Consider the following 18,092-nt stretch of genomic DNA (forward strand, 5'->3'; position numbering starts at 1 on the left):
TAACCGGCTCAAGGCCCGCCCCGCCCCTCATCGGGCAACTCACCTGGCAAGGTCAACGCCGCAGGAAAGCGCACCACGACGGCCAACCCGTATCCGCCTTCCCGTGACAGGCCAGGCTCGAAGTCCAGCCTGGCACCGGCAATCTCGACAATGCGGGCGACAATGGACAGGCCCAGCCCGCAGCCGTCCGCATCATTGCCGGCGCCCCGTGCAAAGCGGGTCAGCATCTGCTCACGTAACTCCGGCACGATGCCCGGGCCATTGTCGGCAATTCGCAGCGCGGCCGAATCGGCGTCGACCTGCACGACGACGCTTCCCCCTTCGGGTGAATAGCGCAGCGCGTTATCCACCAGGTTCCGTATCAGCACCTCCAGCCACCAGCGGTTGCCGCCAACGACCAGGCCACGGCCCGGCTCGAGCGCCAGACTCTGCCCGCGGCGCAAAGCCTGTGGCGTCAGGATGGAACACACCATCTCGGCGAGCTCTACCAGGTCCACCGGGCCGTCCGCCACACCTCGCCCTTCCGGGTCCAGGCGTGCCAGCGTCAACAACTGCTCCACCAAGTGAGTCATGCGCTCGACTCCCGACAGGACCTGGTCCAGCGCGTGGGAACGGACGCCCTCGTCCGTCGCCCTGCGCGCCACCTGGGCCTGAATCTTGACGGCCGCCAGCGGGGTGCGCAGCTCATGGGCGGCATCCGCGGTGAAGCGCCGCTCATGGTCGAGCGCCTCGGTCACCCGAGACACCAACGCATCGAGCGAACCGACCAGCGGTGCGATTTCCTCCGGCAGCGCCCCGTCGACCCGCACCGGCACGAGCCGGCGCGCATCCAGCCCGCCCACCGCCGTGGCGACGGCCTGTACCGGCCGCAGCGCGCGGCTCACCACCGCCCAGATCGCAACGGCGATCAGCGGCAGCCCGAACAGGATCGGCAGCAACAGGTGCAGGGCCACCTCACCGGCCAGGCGATAGCGCGCGCTATGGTTCTGGCCGACAATCACCCGATAGGGGCTGTGTCCATGGTCGATGGTGACGAAGCGCCACAGCTCGCCACCCAGTTCATGCTCATCGAACCCGGTCTGCAGAGTCACGGGCTGCTCCGGCATCTCCGCAGAGCGCACCAGCAATTGCCAGTGGCCCTTGTCATCGTGCATCAGGGCCTGGAAGGCCACCGGCAACTGATAGGCATGCTGGTGCTCAGCCATTTCCTGGGCGACCTGGGGCGACTGTCCGGCCGCCACGATGGCCAGCAGAGTCTCCGCCACCTGCATGAGCTGGGCATCGAAGAGTTCGTCGGCCTCCTCGTGGGCAATGCGGAAGGCCACCACCGCCGACAGGCTCCACAAGACCGCGACGGCGATGATCAGCATCGCCACCAGGCGGCGGCGCAGGGAATAGACGGAGCGGGCCGCCGTCACCGCGGCGCCTCATCCACCATGTAGCCCACGCCGCGGACGGTGCGGATCAGCTCGCTGCCGAGCTTGCGGCGCAGGTGGTGGATGTGCACCTCGAGCGCGTTGCTTTCCACCGCCTCGCCCCACGCATAAAGCTGTTCGTCGAGGACCCGCCGGGTCAGCACCCGCCCCGCCCCATCTAGCAGCATGCGCAGCAGTTCGAACTCCTTGCCGGTCAGCAGCACCGGCTCGCCCTTCAGCGTCACCGTCCGGGCGGCCGGATCGAGCGTCAGCTCGCCATGGCGCAGGCAGGCGTCCGCCCGCCCCTGGGAACGCCGGACCAGTGCCCGCAGGCGAGCCGCCAGCTCATCCAGATCGAAGGGCTTGACGACGTAATCGTCCGCCCCCTGATCGAGGGCCCGGACCTTGTCCGCCACCTGGTCGCGGGCCGTCAGCACCAGCACGGGCACAGGATTGCCGGCGGCACGCAGCGTCGCCAGCACGGCCACACCGTCCTTGCGTGGCAGACCGAGATCGAGCAAGACCGCGGCAAAGCTCTCGCAGCCCAGTGCGGCCAGCGCCGCCTCCCCATCGCGGACCCAGTCCACCACGAAGCCGGCGCCCGTGAGCCCGGCCTTCACGCCGTCGCCCAGCAGGCGGTCATCCTCAACCAGCAGAACACGCATCCGATGCGGCCCCTTCAAACACAGGCAACTTGAAAACGAAAACAACCGCAGCAGAGGACATCCCTCTCCTGCGGCTGGACAGGGTCGCACAAGTCGGCACACGTCCCGGCGATCACGTCCTCCAGCGGAGTCCGTGACCACTCTAATGGGCTTCCCTTAGGAAATCCTTATCGCGCCGATCTCTCAGAAGCTGAGGCGATAAGACGCACCGGTCGGCCCGAGCACCCAGTTGCCGGCACGCACACCGACATACGCACCGACCGCGTCCCAGGCCAGATCCTTCCACGAAAAACGGTTGCAATCCTGCTGGGAATCGTAGATCTCCTTGGCGACGCCAGGGACCAACGCCAGGCCGAAGGCCGTCCACGGATCGGACGACAGCCGCGACGCACCGACACCAAGCGCCGCGGATACGCCCAAATGCGCAGCCTTGTCGCTGCCGCCCCAGTCATCGTGGTAGCGGCCACAGGCCTCAGCAGAGCCGGCCAGGCCGGCAAGGATCATCAGGGTTGCCAGGGTTTTCAAGCTGAACCTCATAGGGAAATTGAATACCGCCCGCATGATACGGGAGTCCCAAACGGCATCAACGGGTTTCAGCCATCAGACACGGAGCGACGCCGGGGAGGGAACCTGCGGCGTCACGATTGGACCAATGAGAACCCCAACCACAAACGCAGGGAGATCGTCATGGAATCGCACGTCCACAACATCGCCAGCCTGTTCGCCCAGCTTGGGCTCCCCAGTGAAAGCAGCGCCATCGATGCTTTCATTGCGGCCCACTCACCGCTGCCCCACGATGTCCCCTTGAGCGAGGCACCGTTCTGGTCGCCCGTTCAGGCGGCCTTCCTGAAAAACGAGATTGCCGAGGACGCTGACTGGAGCGCCGTGATCGACACCCTCGACGTCCAGCTGCGCGCCGCCGGCTGAAGCCTATTCCTGCAACAGGAAGCGCCGGGGATCGACGCCCCACTTCTCCGGCGTTTCTGCAGACACGATCCGGTCCACATTTCCCGGCCGACGGGACAGGTCGATCACTTCAGGCTTGGTATAGCCGTTCGAGCGGGTCGAAAAGAAGATCCGTACCCGCGGCGTCAACAGGCTGCCTTCGTTCTGCTCGATCACCACGCCAAGCCGCCCCGACTCCAGGCGCACCAGGCTGCCCACCGGATAGATGCCGACGCAGCGCATGAAAGCCTGCAGCAGTTTCTGGTCGAAGTGGTCGGCGCTCCACTCCCACATCTTGCGCAGCGCCTCGGCCGCCGGCAGCCCCTTGTGGTAGCAGCGGTCAGCGGTGATCGCATCGTAGACATCGACGATCGCCGCCATCCGCGCCATCGTCGAAATCGCATCGCCGGACAGTTTGTCCGGGTAGCCATGTCCATCCAGGCGCTCGTGGTGATGGCGCGTGATGTCCAACGGCACCGGGCCGATGCCCGGCGTTTCCAGCAGCACCGCGTGGCCGTCGCCCGGATGGCGCTTGATCATGTCGAACTCGGCATCCGTCAGTCGTCCTGGCTTGTTCAGCACCGCATCCGGCACCCGCATCTTGCCGATGTCATGGAGCAGACCACCAATTCCGCCCTGGCGCAATTCGTCACCGCTCAAGCCCAGCGAACGACCAAAGGCGATCATCAACGTACACACGCTGACCGAGTGCAGGAAGGTGTAGTCGTCCTTATTCTTGATGCCGATCAGGCCGAGCAGCGCCCCGCTGTTGCGCAGCACGGAGCCCGTAATCGCCTCGACGACCGGCTCGGCATCCTCCAGCGACACCGCCCGTCCCAGGCGCACATCGCGCATCATCGTGCGCACGACCTTGTGGGCCTGCTCATGCACCTTGCGCGCGCGGGCCATTTCCTCATGCACCGACACCCGCAGCACATGATCGTCGGGCATCGCGAGCACGGCCTGAAGCTCCTGCTCGACCGCCGCCTGAACCTCCGATGCGGCTACGGCCTCAGTGTCGTCGAGGCCACGGGCATTATCGATGTAAACGTGCTGGATGCCCGCTTCGACGATGCGCTGCAAGTCCTCGCCCTTGAGCAGGAACTGGGCGCGCCAGAATGGATGGGACATCCAGTCCCCGCATAGTTCATGGACGAACATTCCGGCTTTAAGGCGACTGACGGAGATTTTCTTTAGCATTCGAATTAAACAAATTTAACGTTTTTTTCGTTTTAAATGCAGGTTCTCACAAAAGGCCGCAATCGTCACTTCCCAACTCAGGCATCTCGATACCGATCGTGATGAATTCCATGCTCCCGTGCTGCAAAGCACAAGATATACAAACGCTATAATCCCGACTCCCTAAGCCGCTTACAGTCAATCGTTCATGGACATCATCCTGCTTCTCAAGGCCCTGATCCTCGGCGTGGTCGAAGGCCTCACCGAGTTTCTGCCGATCTCCAGCACCGGCCACCTGATTCTGGCCGGTGATCTGCTCGACTTCAATGACGACCGGGGCAAACTGTTTGAAATCGTCATCCAGTCCGGCGCCATCCTGGCCGTCGTGTGGGAATTCCGTGAGCGCATCATCAGCACTTTCGCCGGCCTGGGCCGTCAGCGCGAGGCCAACCGGCTGGTTCTCAATCTGTTCATCGCCTTCCTGCCGCTGGCCATTCTCGGGCTGGCTTTCGGCAAGAAGATCAAAGCCGTTCTATTCGCCCCGCTGCCAGTGGCCACGGCCTTCATCGTCGGTGCCTTCGTGATCCTGTGGGCCGAGCGCCGCAACCACCGCATCCGCATCGAGACGGTGGACGACATGCGCCCCCTCGACGCTCTCAAGATGGGTATCGCCCAGGCTTTCGCGCTGATCCCTGGCACCTCCCGCTCGGGCTCGACGATCATTGGCGGCATGCTGTTCGGCCTGTCCCGCAAGGCAGCGACCGAATTCTCCTTCTTCCTGGCCATCCCGACCCTCGGCGTCGCCACGGTCTACGAGCTCTACAAAGAGCGGGCCCTGCTCAGCGCCGACGATATCAGCATGTGGATCGTCGGCTTCATCGCGGCCTTCGCGTCGGCCTTTTTCTGCGTGCGCTGGCTGCTGCGCTACATCTCCAGTCACGACTTCGTGCCGTTCGCGTGGTATCGCATCGCCTTCGGCATCATCGTGCTTGCGACCTGGCATTTCGGCCTCGTGGAATGGACGGCCCAGTAATCGACGCCACCGACGGAGCGCCTGAAGACCGGGCCACCGTCGGTCCCTGGCAGGTTTGCAAGCAGCTGCTGGACCTCCACGACACCCGTCGTGCCCGCACGCTGCCGCTCAAGTTGTACCTGCCCGAAGGCCGGGCACCGCGGGGCTTGATCCTGTTTTCCCACGGGCTCGGCGGCTCCCGCGACGGCGGGGCCGACTGGCTGGCCCACTGGAGCGGTCAGGGCTTTGCAGCCCTCGCCGTGCAGCACCCCGGCAGCGACGCGAGCCTGCTGCGCAACAATTCGCCCCTCGGCCTGCGTCACGCGCTGAAAGCGGCGATGAACCCCGAAGAACTCGCCCGCCGCGCGGAGGACATCCGTTTCGTCCTGTCCCGCATCGGCCGTGATGCTGCGCTGGCCGCCATTGCGGACGTTCAGGGCATCGGCCTGTCGGGCCACTCCTTCGGCGCGGTCACGGTCCAGCTGCTGGCCGGCGAGCGCCGCCCGCAGCATCCGTCCGTCACCCTCGATCCACGCGTGCGGGCGGTCCTCGCCCTCAGCCCTTCGGCCCGCTTTTCGGACCAGGGCCCCAGCCTCGACCACCGTTTCGGCAGCGTCCACCTGCCCTTCTTCAGTATCACCGGCAGCCGCGACGACGGCATGGGCCTGTCCGACATCACGGCTGCCAACCGCGAGCTGCCCTACCGCCACATGCCCGCCGGCGACAAATACCTGCTTGTCTTCGCCGGTGGCAACCACCTGGATTTCGCCGGGCAAGCCAGCGCAGCCGAGGGCGCCGTATTCCGTCTCCGCCGCGAGCCTGCCCCGTTCCAGCACGCGCTGCTGGCCGCCTCCACCGCGTTCTGGCAGGCTTATCTGGCCGGAGACGATGAGGCCCGCGGCTGGCTCACCACAGCGCTGCCGCACCAACTGCGCGGCGACGACCGCTTCGAATACAAATGATCATCTACCTCCATGGTTTCCGTTCCGGCCCCGAATCCTGGAAGGCCCGCAGCCTGCGCGCCCGCGTAGCAGAACATGGCCTGACCGACGCCTTCTGGTGCGAACAGCTACCGGTATCTGCCCATGACGCCATTGCGCTGGTCGACGCCCGGATCGCCCGCTGCACCAGCACGCCGACGCTCGTCGGCAGCTCCCTCGGTGGCTACTACGCCACCTACCTCGCAGAGAAGCACGGCCTGCAGGCGGTACTGATCAACCCGGCAGTCATCGCGCCCCTGTCCCTGTCCGCCTACCTGGGGCCGCAGACCCATATGTACACCGGGGGAACCTTCGATTTCACCCAGGTCCACATCAACGAACTGCGGGCCATCGAAGTCCCCGTGATTACGCGCCCGGAACGCTACTGGCTGATGGTGGAAACCGGTGATGAAGTCCTCGACTACCGCCACGCGGTAACCCGCTACGCCGGCAGCCGGCAAACGGTGCTGGAAGGCGGCGATCACAGTTTCACACGCTGGGACGACTACCTCGACCCGATCCTGCAATTCGCCGGGCTGCTGCCATGACTGGCAGCTTCGACGCCCGCCGTTTCAAGGCTCTCGAACGCAGTGGCTTCAACCGCATCGCGGGGCGCTACGCCGATGGCGCGCCACTACGGGCCGGGCTGCAGCAGGCGCTGCTCGATCTCGCCGCGCTACGCCCCGGCGAACACGTCCTAGACCTGGCCGCCGGCCCTGGCCTGCTGGCCCGGGACGCCGCACGCCACGTCGCGCCCGGCGGCTGGGTACTGGCCAGCGACATCGCCGAAGGCATGCTGGCCGAAGGCCTGCGCCGCGCAGCCGATGAAGGCCTTTCCGATCTGATCGCTGCAGCCTGCGACGCCGAACACCTGAGCTTTGCCGACCACAGCTTCGACGTGACGCTGCTGGGCCTCGGCCTTTTCATCTTCCCGGACCCGGCGCTGGCCCTGACAGAGATCCGACGCGTCCTGAAACCCGGCGGACGCCTGGCCCTGTCCGTGTGGGGGCTACGGCAGGACGTGCCCCTGATCCGCTGCGCCCAGGACTGCATCGCCCGCCTCCTGCCGGCCCCGAAGGTTGAACGCCCCTCGGTATTCCGTCTCGGTGCCCCTGAGGCGCTGAACGCCCTGCTAGCGCAGGCCGGCTTCTCCGACATCCGTATCGAAGCCTGTCCCGTCACCTGCCATTTCGACAGCGCAGCCACCTACTGGCAGGCCTTCCTCGACCTGGCCGGCGGCGCCGCGGAAGCCCTGTCACGGCTGCCCGATGGAACACGACAGCGCCTACAGGACGCCGTCGCCGACGAACTCGCCCCCCATTGCGACGCCGACGGCTACACGCTGGAGAGCACCGTCCTCGTCGCCTGCGCCCGCCGCTAGGCCTCGTCCGGGTTTCCCTTCACCACGCCAAAGCGCGCCAGCGTGCGCTCCCGCGCCTGGGCGTGATCCACGATGGGAGCCGGATAGTCCTTCCCGATCACGCAGCCGGCCAGCTGCTGGTCGATCGGCGGCATCGTCCACGGCGCGTGGATGAACTTGGCCGGCACCTTGGCCAGCTCCGGCAGGTAGCGGCGGATGAAGGCCCCGTCGGGATCAAACTTCTCTGATTGAGTAACCGGATTGAAGATTCGGAACCAGGGCTGCGCATCGCAACCGGTGGACGCCGCCCACTGCCAACCGCCGTTGTTGGCGGCCAGGTCGAAATCGTTGAGATGCTCGGCGAAGAAGGCCTCCCCGCGCCGCCAGTCGATGCCCAGGTCCTTGGTCAGGAAGGACGCGACGATCATCCGCAGGCGGTTGTGCATGAAGCCGCTGTGCAGAATTTGGCGTATCGCCGCGTCGACGATCGGATAGCCGGTCCGCCCCTCGCACCAGACTGCGAACCACTCCGGCTTGTCGTCCCAGCGCACCTGGTCGTATTCCGGCCGGAAGCTGGCGTTCACCACATGTGGGTGATGCCACAGGATCTGGAAGTAGAAGTCCCGCCAGATCAGCTCCGACAGCCAGGTGTCCGCCCCCTCGCCACCCAGTTCGACGGCCGCCCGCGCCAGTTCGCGGATCGACACCGTACCGAAACGCAGATGCACCGACAGGTAGGACACGCCCTTCTGTGCCGGAAAATCACGCTTCGCCTTGTAGCGACCGATGCGCTTCAGGAAGTCATCGAACAGGCGCCGGCCGCCGCCCATGCCGGGCGTGATGCCCAGCTCATGCAGATTGGTCTTGTCGAAGCCCAGCCCGGCCAGGCTCGGCATCATCTCGCCGGCCGGCAACGGCGCAAGCCGCGCGGCGTACTTTTCGACCGGATAGGCCTTGAGATGGAATGGCGTCAGCGTCTTCAGCCAGGCTCGCCTATAAGGCGTGAACACCGAGAACGGCGAGTTGCCCTGGGTCAGCACCTCACGCTTCTCGAAGATCACCTGGTCCTTGAAATCGGCGAAGCCGATGTCCAGCACGCGCAGGCGTTCGGCCACCTCCCCGTCACGCGCAATCGCCGCCGGCTCGTAATCCCGGTTCGTGCACACCGTGCCTACGCCGAGGGAGGCCGCCAAGGCCGGAATCAGCTCCTTCGCCGACCCATGACGGACGATCAGGCCGCCGCCGCGGGCACGCAGCGCGGCATCCAGTTCGACGACGCTGGCGTGGATGAACTCCACTCGCCGGTCGCAGCGGCCCGGCAGTCGGTCGAGAATGTCGGAATCGAAGACGAAGGCGCAGAAAACCTGGTCGTGGTGCTTCAGTGCGTGGTACAGCGCGGCATGGTCGAAGTCGCGCAGATCGCGGCGGAACCAGACGAGAGCGGAAGACATGGACGGAACTCGGGGCACGGGATGCACGGAGGCCGAAGCATGCCTCAAATTTGCCGCCATAATCCCCCCACATCCCCGACCTCGGCTTAAAATACGCCCGTGACTACGACGACCATCAACCTCACCGATCATTTTCTGATCGCCATGCCTGCCATGGCCGATCCGAACTTCACGCGCACGCTCACCTACATCGCCGAGCACAACGAAAACGGCGCGATGGGCGTCATCGTCAACCGGCCGACCGACATGCGCCTGGCCACGCTGTTCGAACGCATCGACATCCCGTTCGAGCAACCGGACTTTGCCGATCTGCCGGTCTATTTCGGCGGCCCCGTGCAGTCCGACCGCGGCTTCGTGTTGCATCGTCCGGCCGGCAAATGGCACTCGACGCTGAAGGTCAGCGACGACATCGGCATCACCAGCTCCCGCGACGTGCTGCAGTCCCTGGCTGCCGACGGCGAGCCCGCCGAAGTGCTGGTCGCCCTCGGTTACGCCGGCTGGTCCGCCGGACAGCTCGAGCACGAACTCGCACAAAACGCCTGGCTCACCGTGCCGGCCGACCTGAGCATCGTCTTCGACCTGCCCCCCGAGGAACGCCTGGCCGCCGCCATGCAGTTGCTCGGCATCGATTTCGCCCAACTATCCGACACTGCCGGTCACGCGTGAGTACTGTCCTCTGCTTTGATTTTGGCCTCGCACGCATCGGGGTGGCAGTGGGAGAGACGGAAACCAGCCACGCCCATCCGCTCACCGCGATCGCCGAGGAGGCTAACGCCGTCCGTTTTTCCGCCATCGAAAAACTGCTGGCCGAATGGAAGCCTGCCTCCCTGGTCGTTGGCCTGCCGACTCACCTGGACGGCTCCGAGCACGCCATGACGGCCCGCTGCCGCCGCTTCGCCAACCAGCTCCATGGCCGCTACGGCCTGCCCGTGGCCCTGGTGGACGAACGCCTGTCCTCCGCCGAAGCGGAAGAGCTCCTTTCCGAAGCCGGCCACCACGGCTGGCGCAAGCAAAAGCCGCGACTGGATTCCGCAGCCGCCCAGATCATCCTGCTCCAGTACTTCGAAAGTGCCAAACATGCAGCTTCCTGAAGCCGAACAGCTCATCGGCGCGCTGGCCGAATCGATGCGCCCCCACGTCTCCCCCGCCACCTGCCTGGTCGGCATCCACACCGGCGGCGTGTGGCTGGCCGAGCGCCTGCACGCGCTGCTGGGCCTGTCCCAGCCACTGGGCAGCATCGACGTGAGCTTCTACCGGGACGATTACTCCGCCAAGGGTCTGCACCCGCAGCCCCAGGGCTCCAAGATCCCCTTCGATGTGGAAGGCACCCACATCGTCATCGTCGATGACGTGTTGTACACCGGCCGCACCACCCGCGCGGCCCTCAATGAACTGTTCGACTACGGCCGCCCGTCCCACGTGGACCTGGCCGTGCTCGTCGATCGCGGCGGACGCGAACTGCCCATCGCCGCGAGCTTTTGTGCCCTGACCCTGCCGGAACCCCTGCCGGCCGGGCAAAACCTCCAACTTGAGCGCGACGACTCCGGCGCCCTCACCCTGAGGCTGATCCATGCGTAATCCCCAACTCAACAAGCACGGCGAGCTGCAGCACCTGCTGACCCTCGACGGCCTGCCCCGCGGCATCATCACCCAGATCCTGGACACCGCAGCCCCGTTCACCGAGGTGGCCGAGCGCGAGGTCAAGAAGCTCCCGCTGCTGCGCGGCAAGAGCGTCTTCAACCTGTTCTTCGAGAACAGCACGCGCACCCGCACCACCTTCGAGATTGCCGCCAAGCGCCTGTCCGCCGACGTCATCAACCTCAACGTGTCGACCTCGTCCACCAAAAAGGGCGAAACCCTGCTCGACACCGTGGACAACCTTTGTGCGATGCAGGCCGACATGTTCGTGGTGCGCCACGAATCCAGTGGCGCGCCCTACCTGATCGCCCAGCACCTGGAGAACACCGGCCGCGACCACATCCACGTGGTCAATGCCGGCGACGGTCGCCACGCGCACCCGACCCAGGGCCTGCTGGACATGTACACGATCCGGCACTACAAGAAGGAATTCCACAACCTCACCGTCGCCATCGTCGGCGACGTGTTGCACTCCCGCGTGGCCCGCTCCCAGATCGCTGCGTTGACCACCCTCGGCGTGCCCGAAGTGCGCGTCATCGGCCCCAAGACCCTGCTCCCGACCGATGTCGAGAAGATGGGCGTGCGCGTCTGCCACAGCATGGAAGAAGGCCTCAAGGGCGTGGACGTGGTGATGATGCTGCGCCTACAGAACGAACGCATGAACGGCGCACTGCTGCCCAGCCCGCAGGAATTCTTCAAGGTCTGGGGCCTCACCGCCGACAAGCTGGCGCTGGCCAAGCCCGACGCCATCGTGATGCACCCGGGCCCGATGAACCGTGGCGTCGAGATCGACTCCGCCGTTGCCGACGGCGGCCAGGCCGTGATCCTGCCCCAGGTCACCTTCGGCATCGCGGTCCGCATGGCCGTGATGAGCATGCTCGGCAGCCACTGAACCGGATTCCCACGATGACCATCCATATCAAGAATGGCCGCCTGATCGATCCGGCCAACAAGATCGACGCCCTCCAGGACCTCTTCATCGCCGACGGCAAGATCGTTGGCGTCGGCACCGCGCCTGAAGGTTTCACCGCCGCCCGGACCATCGACGCCAGCGGCTACGTCGTCGCCCCCGGCCTCATCGATCTGGCTGCCCGCCTGCGTGAGCCTGGCTTCGAATACAAGGCCACGCTGGAATCCGAAATGGACGCCGCGATGGCCGGCGGGATCACCAGCCTGGCCATCCCGCCCGACACCGACCCGGTGCTGGACGAACCCGGCCTCGTCGAGATGCTGTGCTACCGGGCCAAGAAGCTCAACCGCGCCCACGTCTACCCGGTCGGCGCGCTGACCATTGGCCTCAAGGGCGAACAACTGTCCGAGATGGCCGAACTGGTGGAAGCCGGCTGCGTGGCCTTCAGCCAGGCCAACGTGCCCATCCTCGACACCCGCGTGCTGGGCCGCGCGATGCAGTACGCCGCCACCTTCGGCTTCCGCGTGTGGCTGCAGCCGATGGATCCCTACCTGTCGAAGGGTGGCGTCGCCCACGACGGCGAGGTCGCGTCCCGCCTGGGCCTGCCCGGCATCCCGGCCAGCGCCGAGATCGTCGCGCTGTACACCTACCTACGCCTGGCCCGCCAGACCGGCGCCCGTCTGCACATCACCCGCGTGTCCTGTGCCGAGAGCCTCGACCTGATCGAGAAGGCCCGTGCCGACGGCGTGGACGTGACCTGCGACGTGGCCGCCCACCACCTGCACCTGAGCGACCTGGACATCGGCTACTTCAACCCCCACTGCCACGTGGTGCCTCCGTTCCGCGGCCAGCGCGACCGCATCGCACTGGCCCGGGCACTGGCCGACGGCCGCATCAACGCGATCTGTTCGGACCACACCCCGGTGGACGACGACGCCAAGCAGACGCCGTTCAGCGAATCCGAACCCGGCACCACCGGCCTCGAACTGCTGCTGCCGCTGACCCTCAAGTGGGCCCAGGAACACCAACTGCCACTGATCGACGCGCTGGCGCGCATCACCTCGGAAGCCGCCAGGATCGCCGGCATCGCCAAGGGCGGCCACCTGTCCGTCGGTGCCCGTGCCGACGTGTGCATCTTCGACGCCGACGCCCATCAGCTGATCACCCGCAGCATGCTCAAGAGCCAGGGCAAGAACACGCCCTTCCTTGGCCTCGAGCTGCCCGGCAAGATGCGCTACACCTTCGTCGAAGGCACGCTGATGTACGACGCCAGCCAGTACAGCCGGAACTGAGGCCGGTCGGCAACGACTCCGCTCCAACGACAACGGCGCCCGCGGGCGCCGTTGTCGTTTCCGGCCGCTGGATTGCCGCTACTTCAGCTCGCCGCGCAAGGCCTTCTCGATCGCCCGCACCGCCTCCTGGTCGTCCGCCGGCAACGGAATCCCGTTCTGCTCCGCCGGCGCGTCGTCGAACTGCACCGGCGCGTCGCCCGGCATGCCGTCGGTCGGCACGATGATCTCGATCCGGTCGATATCGACCTTGTCGTGCTTCTCCAAGCCCATCGTCACCAGCTGCGGGAACAGGATGACCAACGCCACCATGAGGATCTGGATCAGCACGAAGGGCACCGCGCCCCAGTAGATGTGCGCGGTCTTGATCGACGGCGGCGCGACGGAACGCAGGAAGAACAACGCAAAGCCGAAAGGCGGGTGCATGAACGAGGTCTGCATGTTCACGCCCAGCAGTACGCCGAACCAGATCAGGTCGATGCCGAGCTTCTCCGCCACCGGCGCCAGCAGCGGCACGATGATGAAGGACAGCTCGAAGAAGTCGAGGAAGAAGGCCAGTACGAAGATCAGCAGGTTCACCGCGATCAGGAAGCCGACCTGCCCGCCTGGCAATGCCGTAAGCAGGTGCTCAACCCACAGATGACCTTCCACGCCGTAGAAGGTCAGTGAGAACACCCGTGCGCCAACCAGGATGAAGACCACGAAGGTGGTTAGCTTGGCTGTGCTTTCCATCGCCTGGCGCAGCAAAGGGATGCCGAGACGCCGCCGCAGTACGGCCAGCACCAGTGCGCCGAAGGCCCCCATCGCACCGCCCTCGGTCGGCGTAGCAACGCCGAGGAAGATCGTGCCGAGCACCAGGAAGATCAGCAGCAAGGGCGGCACCAGCGTCGTCAGCACCCGCAACAACAGGCGCGTGCCGTGCAGCGTACGCGCTGCCACCGGCAAGGCCGGCGCATAACTTGGGCGAAAGATCGCCACCAGCGCCACGTAAGCCGCATAGAAGGCCGTCAGCAACAGCCCTGGAATCAGCGCGCCCTGGTACATGTCGCCCACAGGGCGGCCCAGCTGGTCGGCCATCACAATCAACACCAGGGATGGCGGGATGATCTGGGCCAGCGTGCCTGACGCGGCGATCACGCCGGATGCCAGCCGTTCATCGTAGCCGTAGCGCATCATGATCGGCAGGGAGATCAGCCCCATCGAGATCACCGAAGCCGCCACCACGCCGGTTGTCGCAGCGAGGATCGCACCGACGAAGATCACCGCAAAGGCCAGGCCCCCACGCACCGGCCCGAACAGCTGGCCGATGGTGTCGAGCAAGTCCTCGGCCATGCCCGAACGTTCGAGGATCAGACCCATGAAGGTGAAGAACGGGATCGCCAGCAGGGTGTCGTTGGACATCACCCCAAAGATCCGGTCCGGCAGCGCCTGGAACAGGGATGGCGTGAGCAGCCCCAGCTCGATCCCGAGCAGGCCGAAAACGATGCCGTTGGCGGCCAGCGCGAAGGCCACCGGGTAGCCGAACAGCAGGAACAGAATCAGTGCCCCGAACATCAGGGGCGCCATGTTGGCAGCGATGAACGCCATCAGGTCCGCCCCCCGCGCTGTGCCTCGATGGCCTGCGCCAGCTCGCTTTCGGGCGTGACCGCCGGTGGCCTGGCGTTCGGATCACCGATAAGCCCCTGCAGAAAGGCCACCCGCTTGATGAGCTCGGAGACACCCTGCAGCACCAGCAGCGCGAAGCCCACCGGCACCAGCGCCCGCACCGGCCACACCAGCAGCCCGCCGGCGTTCGACGACTGTTCGCCAACCCGGTAGGACTCGACGAAGATCGGCCACGACAGATAGACCACCGCCACCGCCATCGGCGCCATGAAGAACACGGTCCCGACGATGTCGATACACGCCTGTACCTGCGGTGAAAACCTCCCCGCCACCACGTCGATGCGCACGTGCTCGTTCTTCAGCAACGTGTAACCGCCGCACAACAGGAACACTGCCGAGAACAGATACCACTGGATCTCCAACAGACCGTTGGAGCTGAAATTGAACAGGTAGCGCACAAAGGCATTGCCGGCACTGACGAGGGTGACGACCAGCACCAGCCAGGTCGCTGCCTTGCCGACCCGCTCGGTGAGCGCATCGATGAGGCGTGAAAACTTGAGCAGGGCGTGCACGTCCCGCGTCTCCTTTAACGTATTGAAGGCACGCCCGCAGGGCGCAGCCCATGTTCTTTGGCTCCGGATTATCGGCGAGATTGGCTCTGCGCTCACGTGCCGGCAACACGCCGCCTGTGTCGCGACCGGCAGGTGTGCAGCGCAGCACCCTGCCACGACGTGAGATACTCGGCTTTCCGTTCACCCTCTCCCGCACCGCAGCAATGTCTACACGTATCTGCCTGGTTCGCCACGGCGAGACGCCCTGGAACACCGAGCGCCGCCTTCAAGGCCACATCGACATCCCCCTCAACGATCATGGCCTGATCCAGGCCAAGGCCACCGCCGCCAGCCTGGCCGGCGAGCGCTTCGACGCCGCCTACAGCTCCGACCTCACCCGCGCCCGCCAGACCGCCGAGGCCGTCACCACCCGCAACGGCCTCGACCTGACCCTCGACGCCGGGCTGCGCGAGCGTCACTACGGCATCTTCCAGGCCCTGACCTACGATGAAGCCCGCGAGCGCTTTCCCGCCGAATACCACCGCTTCGAGACCCGCGATCCGGACTTCGCCTTCCCCGAAGGCGGCGAGAGCCTGCGGGAATTCGCGCGCCGCATCCACGACAGGCTGAACGCCATTGCCGACGCCCACCGCGGCGGCACGGTGCTGGTCGTCACCCACGGCGGCGTGCTCGACATCGCCCACCGCCTGGCAGCCGGCAAGCCGCTGGAAACCCCGCGGGACTTCACCATCCCGAATGCCGCCCTCAACTGGATCGGCCACGACGGCAACAGCTGGTCGCTGATCTCCTGGGGCGAGCAACGCCACCTGGACAGCGCACTGGACGAACTCAACAACGCCTGATTTCAGCACTTCGGCATCGGAAACCCTAAAGTTTCCCGGGACTCCGCCGATGCCCCGGACGAGCACGCAGCCCGTCCGGGGCGCGAACCGGCAGGAGTCCCGTCATGCTTAGATTCAACCGCCAGTCTCTCGTCCATCAACTGTCCCTCGCCGCGGCACTGGTCAGCCTGATCATATTCGGCGCACTGATCGCGTTCACGACCTATTTCGCCGAGAACGCCGCGTTGGCCAAGACAGAGGACGAGCTCACCCATCAGGTCACAGGCATCGTCCGCATGCTCGAACTGAGCCATGACAACGCGATCGCCCACGCCAGCCGCGGCGCCAACCGCCTCAAGACAGCCCTCGGCACGCTGCGCATCGGCCCGGAGACAGTCAAGGCCGGCAACTACGACGTGCCCGTGGTGCATGCCAACGAGCGCACGCTCAACGGCAACATCGCGCTGCTCGAGTCCCTGCGCCAGCAGATCGACGCCGACCCCGCCCTGCTGCTGCGCTCCGGGGACGACTTCGTGCGCGCCGCCACGCTGCTGAAGAACAAGGACGGCAGCAGCGCCGAAGGCAGCGCCCTGGCCCCCAACAGCAAGGAGAGCGCCGCCCTGCTGGCGGGCAAGAGCTACGCCGGCGTGGTCAAGCGCAGCGGCAAGTACTACATCTCGGCCATCGAACCGCTGACCGACGGTGCCGGCAAGGTCGTCGGCGCCTTGTCCACCCGCGTGGACATCAGCGGCGACATGGAGCGCCTGTTCAAGGCCCTCGCCGAGGTCAAGTCCGGCAGCAGCGGCTACGCCTACGTGCTGGCCCCCGCCGACGACACGGCCAAGAGCGAACTGGTCTATCACCCGAGCCTCGGCGGCCGGCAGATCGGCGAAATCAACAACCCGACCCTGACGCGCATCGTCGACGAGCAGATCCGCCGCAAGCAGGGCGCGATGACCTACAAGTGGTCACGCACCCCGGGCGGCCCCGAGACCGATCCGAAAATGGTGGTCTTCGAGACGGCGCCGTCCTGGGGCTGGATCGTCGCCACCGGCAGCTTCATCGACGAATTCACCGTCGAAGCCCGCAGCCTGCGCAACACCCTGATCGCGCTGTGCATCGGCGGCGCCTTCCTGCTGGCGGTGGTGCTCTACTTCATCACCCGCAACCGCCTCGCCCCCATCCACGCGGTTCTTGACGCGACCCGGCGCATCGGCCAAGGCGACCTCACCGTGCGCTTCCCAGACGCACCTCCCGACAGCCACAACGAGCTGGACCTGATCGCGCACTCCCTCGACACCACCACGCGCCAAGTCGGAATGCTGATCGGTGACGTGATGCGCACCGGCAATGCGGTTCGCAACGCTGCCCGTGCCTTGCGCCAGGGCTCGGACGAAGTGGTGAATAGCACCACCGCGCAGAGCGAAGCCGCAGCCGGCCTCGCCACGGCCATCGAGGAGTTGGCCGTCAGTGTCACCCATGTTTCCGATAGCGCCGCTGTCGCCCGCGACATGATGCAGCAGGCCCAGGTTCATGCCGACGAAGGGAGCGGCCGTGTGCGCAGTGTCGTGGAAGGCATGGGGCGGATTGCCGGAGAAATCGATGAGGCCGCGGTGGCGGTCCGCCAACTGTCCGAGCGCTCGGCGCAGATCTCCAACATCGGCAAACTGATCAACGAAATTGCCGAGCAGACCAACCTGCTTGCCCTTAACGCCGCCATCGAGGCTGCCCGCGCCGGCGAGAGCGGCCGCGGTTTCGCGGTAGTCGCCGACGAGGTTCGCAAGCTGGCCGAGCGCACCGCCAACTCGACCCGCGAGATCTCGGTGACGGTAACCGAGGTGCAGAGCGAAGCCCAGCGGGTCGTCACGATGATCCAGGGCGTCACCGCGGGCGTACGCGACGGCGTCGGCCTTGCCACCGAATCGGGTGCCATGCTGGAGACCATCCGCAGCGAGAGCGTCCGTACCACCGCCGCGGTCAACGATATCGCCGACACTACCCGCGCCCAAAGCACCTCGAGCCAGGACGTGGCCCACGGCGTCGAGCGCATCGCGCAGATGGCCGCGCAGAACAACCAGATCACCCGCCGCACCCACGAGCAGACGACGACCCTCGAACAACTGGTCGCCGACCTCGAAACCAAAGTCGGCCACTTCCGAATCTGAACTTATCAGTCACGATTATGGGCACGGCAGCTTTCGGCAAGCCCGAGGTGCCGTGTTAAACTCCGTTTTTGACTCAAGTCCACCT

The 18,092-nt window shown here is 65.9% G+C and carries 19 protein-coding genes and 1 pseudogene; 13 read left to right on the forward strand and 7 right to left on the reverse strand.

The genetic code is table 11. The features are described from left to right. Positions 1 to 8 precede the first annotated feature (8 nt). The 3 genes from AC3QL2_RS00965 to AC3QL2_RS00975 all read right to left on the reverse strand — a co-directional run bounded on the left by AC3QL2_RS00965 (position 9) and on the right by AC3QL2_RS00975 (position 2,605). On the reverse strand, positions 9 to 1,418 hold the full coding sequence (locus tag AC3QL2_RS00965) for an ATP-binding protein (protein WP_493234204.1): 1,410 nt from the start codon (positions 1,416 to 1,418) through the stop codon (positions 9 to 11). Beyond that, a complete protein-coding gene (locus AC3QL2_RS00970; RefSeq protein ID WP_493234205.1) occupies positions 1,415 to 2,080 on the reverse strand; it encodes a response regulator in 666 nt (221 codons plus the stop codon). The genes AC3QL2_RS00965 and AC3QL2_RS00970 overlap by 4 nt, the downstream gene beginning before the upstream one ends. A gap of 183 nt (positions 2,081 to 2,263) precedes the next feature. Continuing rightward, positions 2,264 to 2,605, reverse strand: a complete 342-nt coding sequence (locus AC3QL2_RS00975) for a hypothetical protein (RefSeq protein ID WP_493234206.1) — start codon at positions 2,603 to 2,605, stop codon at positions 2,264 to 2,266. Positions 2,606 to 2,767: 162 nt separating this feature from the next. Here AC3QL2_RS00975 and AC3QL2_RS00980 point away from each other — a divergent pair, with 162 nt between their 5' ends. Beyond that, positions 2,768 to 3,007, forward strand: coding sequence for a DUF2789 domain-containing protein (locus AC3QL2_RS00980; RefSeq protein ID WP_493234207.1), 240 nt, complete (start codon positions 2,768 to 2,770; stop codon positions 3,005 to 3,007). A gap of 3 nt (positions 3,008 to 3,010) precedes the next feature. Here the strand turns inward: AC3QL2_RS00980 and AC3QL2_RS00985 are convergent, their stop codons facing one another. Next, positions 3,011 to 4,225 carry an HD-GYP domain-containing protein gene (locus AC3QL2_RS00985; protein ID WP_493234208.1) on the reverse strand — a complete coding sequence of 405 codons (1,215 nt, stop codon included), beginning with the start codon at positions 4,223 to 4,225 and terminating at the stop codon, positions 3,011 to 3,013. Positions 4,226 to 4,412: 187 nt separating this feature from the next. Here AC3QL2_RS00985 and AC3QL2_RS00990 point away from each other — a divergent pair, with 187 nt between their 5' ends. The 4 genes from AC3QL2_RS00990 to AC3QL2_RS01005 are packed head-to-tail and all read left to right on the forward strand — an operon-like array spanning position 4,413 to position 7,577. After that, a complete protein-coding gene (locus AC3QL2_RS00990; protein WP_493234209.1) occupies positions 4,413 to 5,237 on the forward strand; it encodes an undecaprenyl-diphosphate phosphatase in 825 nt (274 codons plus the stop codon). Then, positions 5,222 to 6,178: an alpha/beta hydrolase family protein gene (locus AC3QL2_RS00995; RefSeq protein ID WP_493234210.1), complete on the forward strand. Its 957-nt coding sequence runs from the start codon at positions 5,222 to 5,224 to the stop codon at positions 6,176 to 6,178. Before AC3QL2_RS00990 ends, AC3QL2_RS00995 begins: the two co-directional genes overlap by 16 nt. Next, positions 6,175 to 6,744 carry a YqiA/YcfP family alpha/beta fold hydrolase gene (locus tag AC3QL2_RS01000; RefSeq protein WP_493234211.1) on the forward strand — a complete coding sequence of 190 codons (570 nt, stop codon included), beginning with the start codon at positions 6,175 to 6,177 and terminating at the stop codon, positions 6,742 to 6,744. Before AC3QL2_RS00995 ends, AC3QL2_RS01000 begins: the two co-directional genes overlap by 4 nt. Next, a complete protein-coding gene (locus AC3QL2_RS01005; protein WP_493234212.1) occupies positions 6,741 to 7,577 on the forward strand; it encodes a class I SAM-dependent methyltransferase in 837 nt (278 codons plus the stop codon). Before AC3QL2_RS01000 ends, AC3QL2_RS01005 begins: the two co-directional genes overlap by 4 nt. Here AC3QL2_RS01005 and AC3QL2_RS01010 read toward each other — a convergent pair. After that, a complete protein-coding gene (locus AC3QL2_RS01010) occupies positions 7,574 to 9,007 on the reverse strand; it encodes a cryptochrome/photolyase family protein (protein WP_493234213.1) in 1,434 nt (477 codons plus the stop codon). The two genes, AC3QL2_RS01005 and AC3QL2_RS01010, sit on opposite strands and share 4 nt — an antisense overlap. A 144-nt stretch (positions 9,008 to 9,151) precedes the next feature. Here AC3QL2_RS01010 and AC3QL2_RS01015 point away from each other — a divergent pair, with 144 nt between their 5' ends. Genes AC3QL2_RS01015 through AC3QL2_RS01035 form a run of 5 tightly spaced genes read left to right on the forward strand, consistent with a single transcriptional unit; the run spans position 9,152 to position 12,847 of the window. Next, the gene (locus AC3QL2_RS01015; protein WP_493234317.1) at positions 9,152 to 9,673 is read left to right on the forward strand and encodes a YqgE/AlgH family protein; all 522 of its coding nucleotides are present in this window, start codon (positions 9,152 to 9,154) and stop codon (positions 9,671 to 9,673) included. Next, a complete protein-coding gene (ruvX, locus tag AC3QL2_RS01020; RefSeq protein WP_493234214.1) occupies positions 9,670 to 10,098 on the forward strand; it encodes a Holliday junction resolvase RuvX in 429 nt (142 codons plus the stop codon). Before AC3QL2_RS01015 ends, ruvX begins: the two co-directional genes overlap by 4 nt. Further along, complete coding sequence (gene pyrR, locus AC3QL2_RS01025) at positions 10,085 to 10,585, forward strand: bifunctional pyr operon transcriptional regulator/uracil phosphoribosyltransferase PyrR (protein ID WP_493234215.1); 501 nt, start codon at positions 10,085 to 10,087, stop codon at positions 10,583 to 10,585. The genes ruvX and pyrR overlap by 14 nt, the downstream gene beginning before the upstream one ends. Beyond that, positions 10,578 to 11,537, forward strand: coding sequence for an aspartate carbamoyltransferase catalytic subunit (locus tag AC3QL2_RS01030; RefSeq protein ID WP_493234216.1), 960 nt, complete (start codon positions 10,578 to 10,580; stop codon positions 11,535 to 11,537). The genes pyrR and AC3QL2_RS01030 overlap by 8 nt, the downstream gene beginning before the upstream one ends. Positions 11,538 to 11,551: 14 nt before the next feature. After that, positions 11,552 to 12,847 (forward strand): dihydroorotase, encoded by a 1,296-nt coding sequence (locus AC3QL2_RS01035; RefSeq protein WP_493234217.1) that lies wholly within the window; start codon positions 11,552 to 11,554, stop codon positions 12,845 to 12,847. Between the two features lie 78 nt (positions 12,848 to 12,925). On the opposite strand, the gene AC3QL2_RS01040 is transcribed toward AC3QL2_RS01035, so the two are convergent. Next, positions 12,926 to 14,434, reverse strand: coding sequence for a TRAP transporter large permease (locus tag AC3QL2_RS01040; protein ID WP_493234318.1), 1,509 nt, complete (start codon positions 14,432 to 14,434; stop codon positions 12,926 to 12,928). Next, positions 14,431 to 15,021 carry a TRAP transporter small permease subunit gene (locus AC3QL2_RS01045; protein WP_493234218.1) on the reverse strand — a complete coding sequence of 197 codons (591 nt, stop codon included), beginning with the start codon at positions 15,019 to 15,021 and terminating at the stop codon, positions 14,431 to 14,433. Before AC3QL2_RS01045 ends, AC3QL2_RS01040 begins: the two co-directional genes overlap by 4 nt. A gap of 203 nt (positions 15,022 to 15,224) precedes the next feature. On the opposite strand from AC3QL2_RS01045, the gene AC3QL2_RS01050 reads away from it, so the two are divergent. The 3 genes and pseudogenes from AC3QL2_RS01050 to AC3QL2_RS01060 all read left to right on the forward strand — a co-directional run bounded on the left by AC3QL2_RS01050 (position 15,225) and on the right by AC3QL2_RS01060 (position 18,007). Continuing rightward, the gene (locus AC3QL2_RS01050; protein ID WP_493234219.1) at positions 15,225 to 15,863 is read left to right on the forward strand and encodes a histidine phosphatase family protein; all 639 of its coding nucleotides are present in this window, start codon (positions 15,225 to 15,227) and stop codon (positions 15,861 to 15,863) included. Between the two features lie 275 nt (positions 15,864 to 16,138). After that, positions 16,139 to 17,083 (forward strand): annotated as a pseudogene (locus tag AC3QL2_RS01055) (Cache 3/Cache 2 fusion domain-containing protein); the annotation flags it as partial. A gap of 159 nt (positions 17,084 to 17,242) precedes the next feature. Next, complete coding sequence (locus tag AC3QL2_RS01060; RefSeq protein WP_493234319.1) at positions 17,243 to 18,007, forward strand: methyl-accepting chemotaxis protein; 765 nt, start codon at positions 17,243 to 17,245, stop codon at positions 18,005 to 18,007. The last annotated feature ends 85 nt before the right edge of the window (positions 18,008 to 18,092 follow it).

This window comes from Zoogloea sp. GW822-FHT05C07 (assembly GCF_058800215.1).

What these genes read in the sequence shown, in the direction of transcription:
- AC3QL2_RS00970 (WP_493234205.1), bottom strand. Translation starts at nt 2,080, where the DNA reads ATGCGTGTTCTGCTGGTTGAGGATGACCGCCTGCTGGGCGACGGCGTG.
- AC3QL2_RS00980 (WP_493234207.1), top strand. Translation starts at nt 2,768, where the DNA reads ATGGAATCGCACGTCCACAACATCGCCAGCCTGTTCGCCCAGCTTGGG.
- AC3QL2_RS00985 (WP_493234208.1), bottom strand. Translation starts at nt 4,225, where the DNA reads ATGCTAAAGAAAATCTCCGTCAGTCGCCTTAAAGCCGGAATGTTCGTC.
- AC3QL2_RS00990 (WP_493234209.1), top strand. Translation starts at nt 4,413, where the DNA reads ATGGACATCATCCTGCTTCTCAAGGCCCTGATCCTCGGCGTGGTCGAA.
- AC3QL2_RS00995 (WP_493234210.1), top strand. Translation starts at nt 5,222, where the DNA reads ATGGACGGCCCAGTAATCGACGCCACCGACGGAGCGCCTGAAGACCGG.
- AC3QL2_RS01000 (WP_493234211.1), top strand. Translation starts at nt 6,175, where the DNA reads ATGATCATCTACCTCCATGGTTTCCGTTCCGGCCCCGAATCCTGGAAG.
- AC3QL2_RS01005 (WP_493234212.1), top strand. Translation starts at nt 6,741, where the DNA reads ATGACTGGCAGCTTCGACGCCCGCCGTTTCAAGGCTCTCGAACGCAGT.
- AC3QL2_RS01010 (WP_493234213.1), bottom strand. Translation starts at nt 9,007, where the DNA reads ATGTCTTCCGCTCTCGTCTGGTTCCGCCGCGATCTGCGCGACTTCGAC.
- AC3QL2_RS01015 (WP_493234317.1), top strand. Translation starts at nt 9,152, where the DNA reads ATGCCTGCCATGGCCGATCCGAACTTCACGCGCACGCTCACCTACATC.
- pyrR (WP_493234215.1), top strand. Translation starts at nt 10,085, where the DNA reads ATGCAGCTTCCTGAAGCCGAACAGCTCATCGGCGCGCTGGCCGAATCG.
- AC3QL2_RS01030 (WP_493234216.1), top strand. Translation starts at nt 10,578, where the DNA reads ATGCGTAATCCCCAACTCAACAAGCACGGCGAGCTGCAGCACCTGCTG.
- AC3QL2_RS01035 (WP_493234217.1), top strand. Translation starts at nt 11,552, where the DNA reads ATGACCATCCATATCAAGAATGGCCGCCTGATCGATCCGGCCAACAAG.
- AC3QL2_RS01050 (WP_493234219.1), top strand. Translation starts at nt 15,225, where the DNA reads ATGTCTACACGTATCTGCCTGGTTCGCCACGGCGAGACGCCCTGGAAC.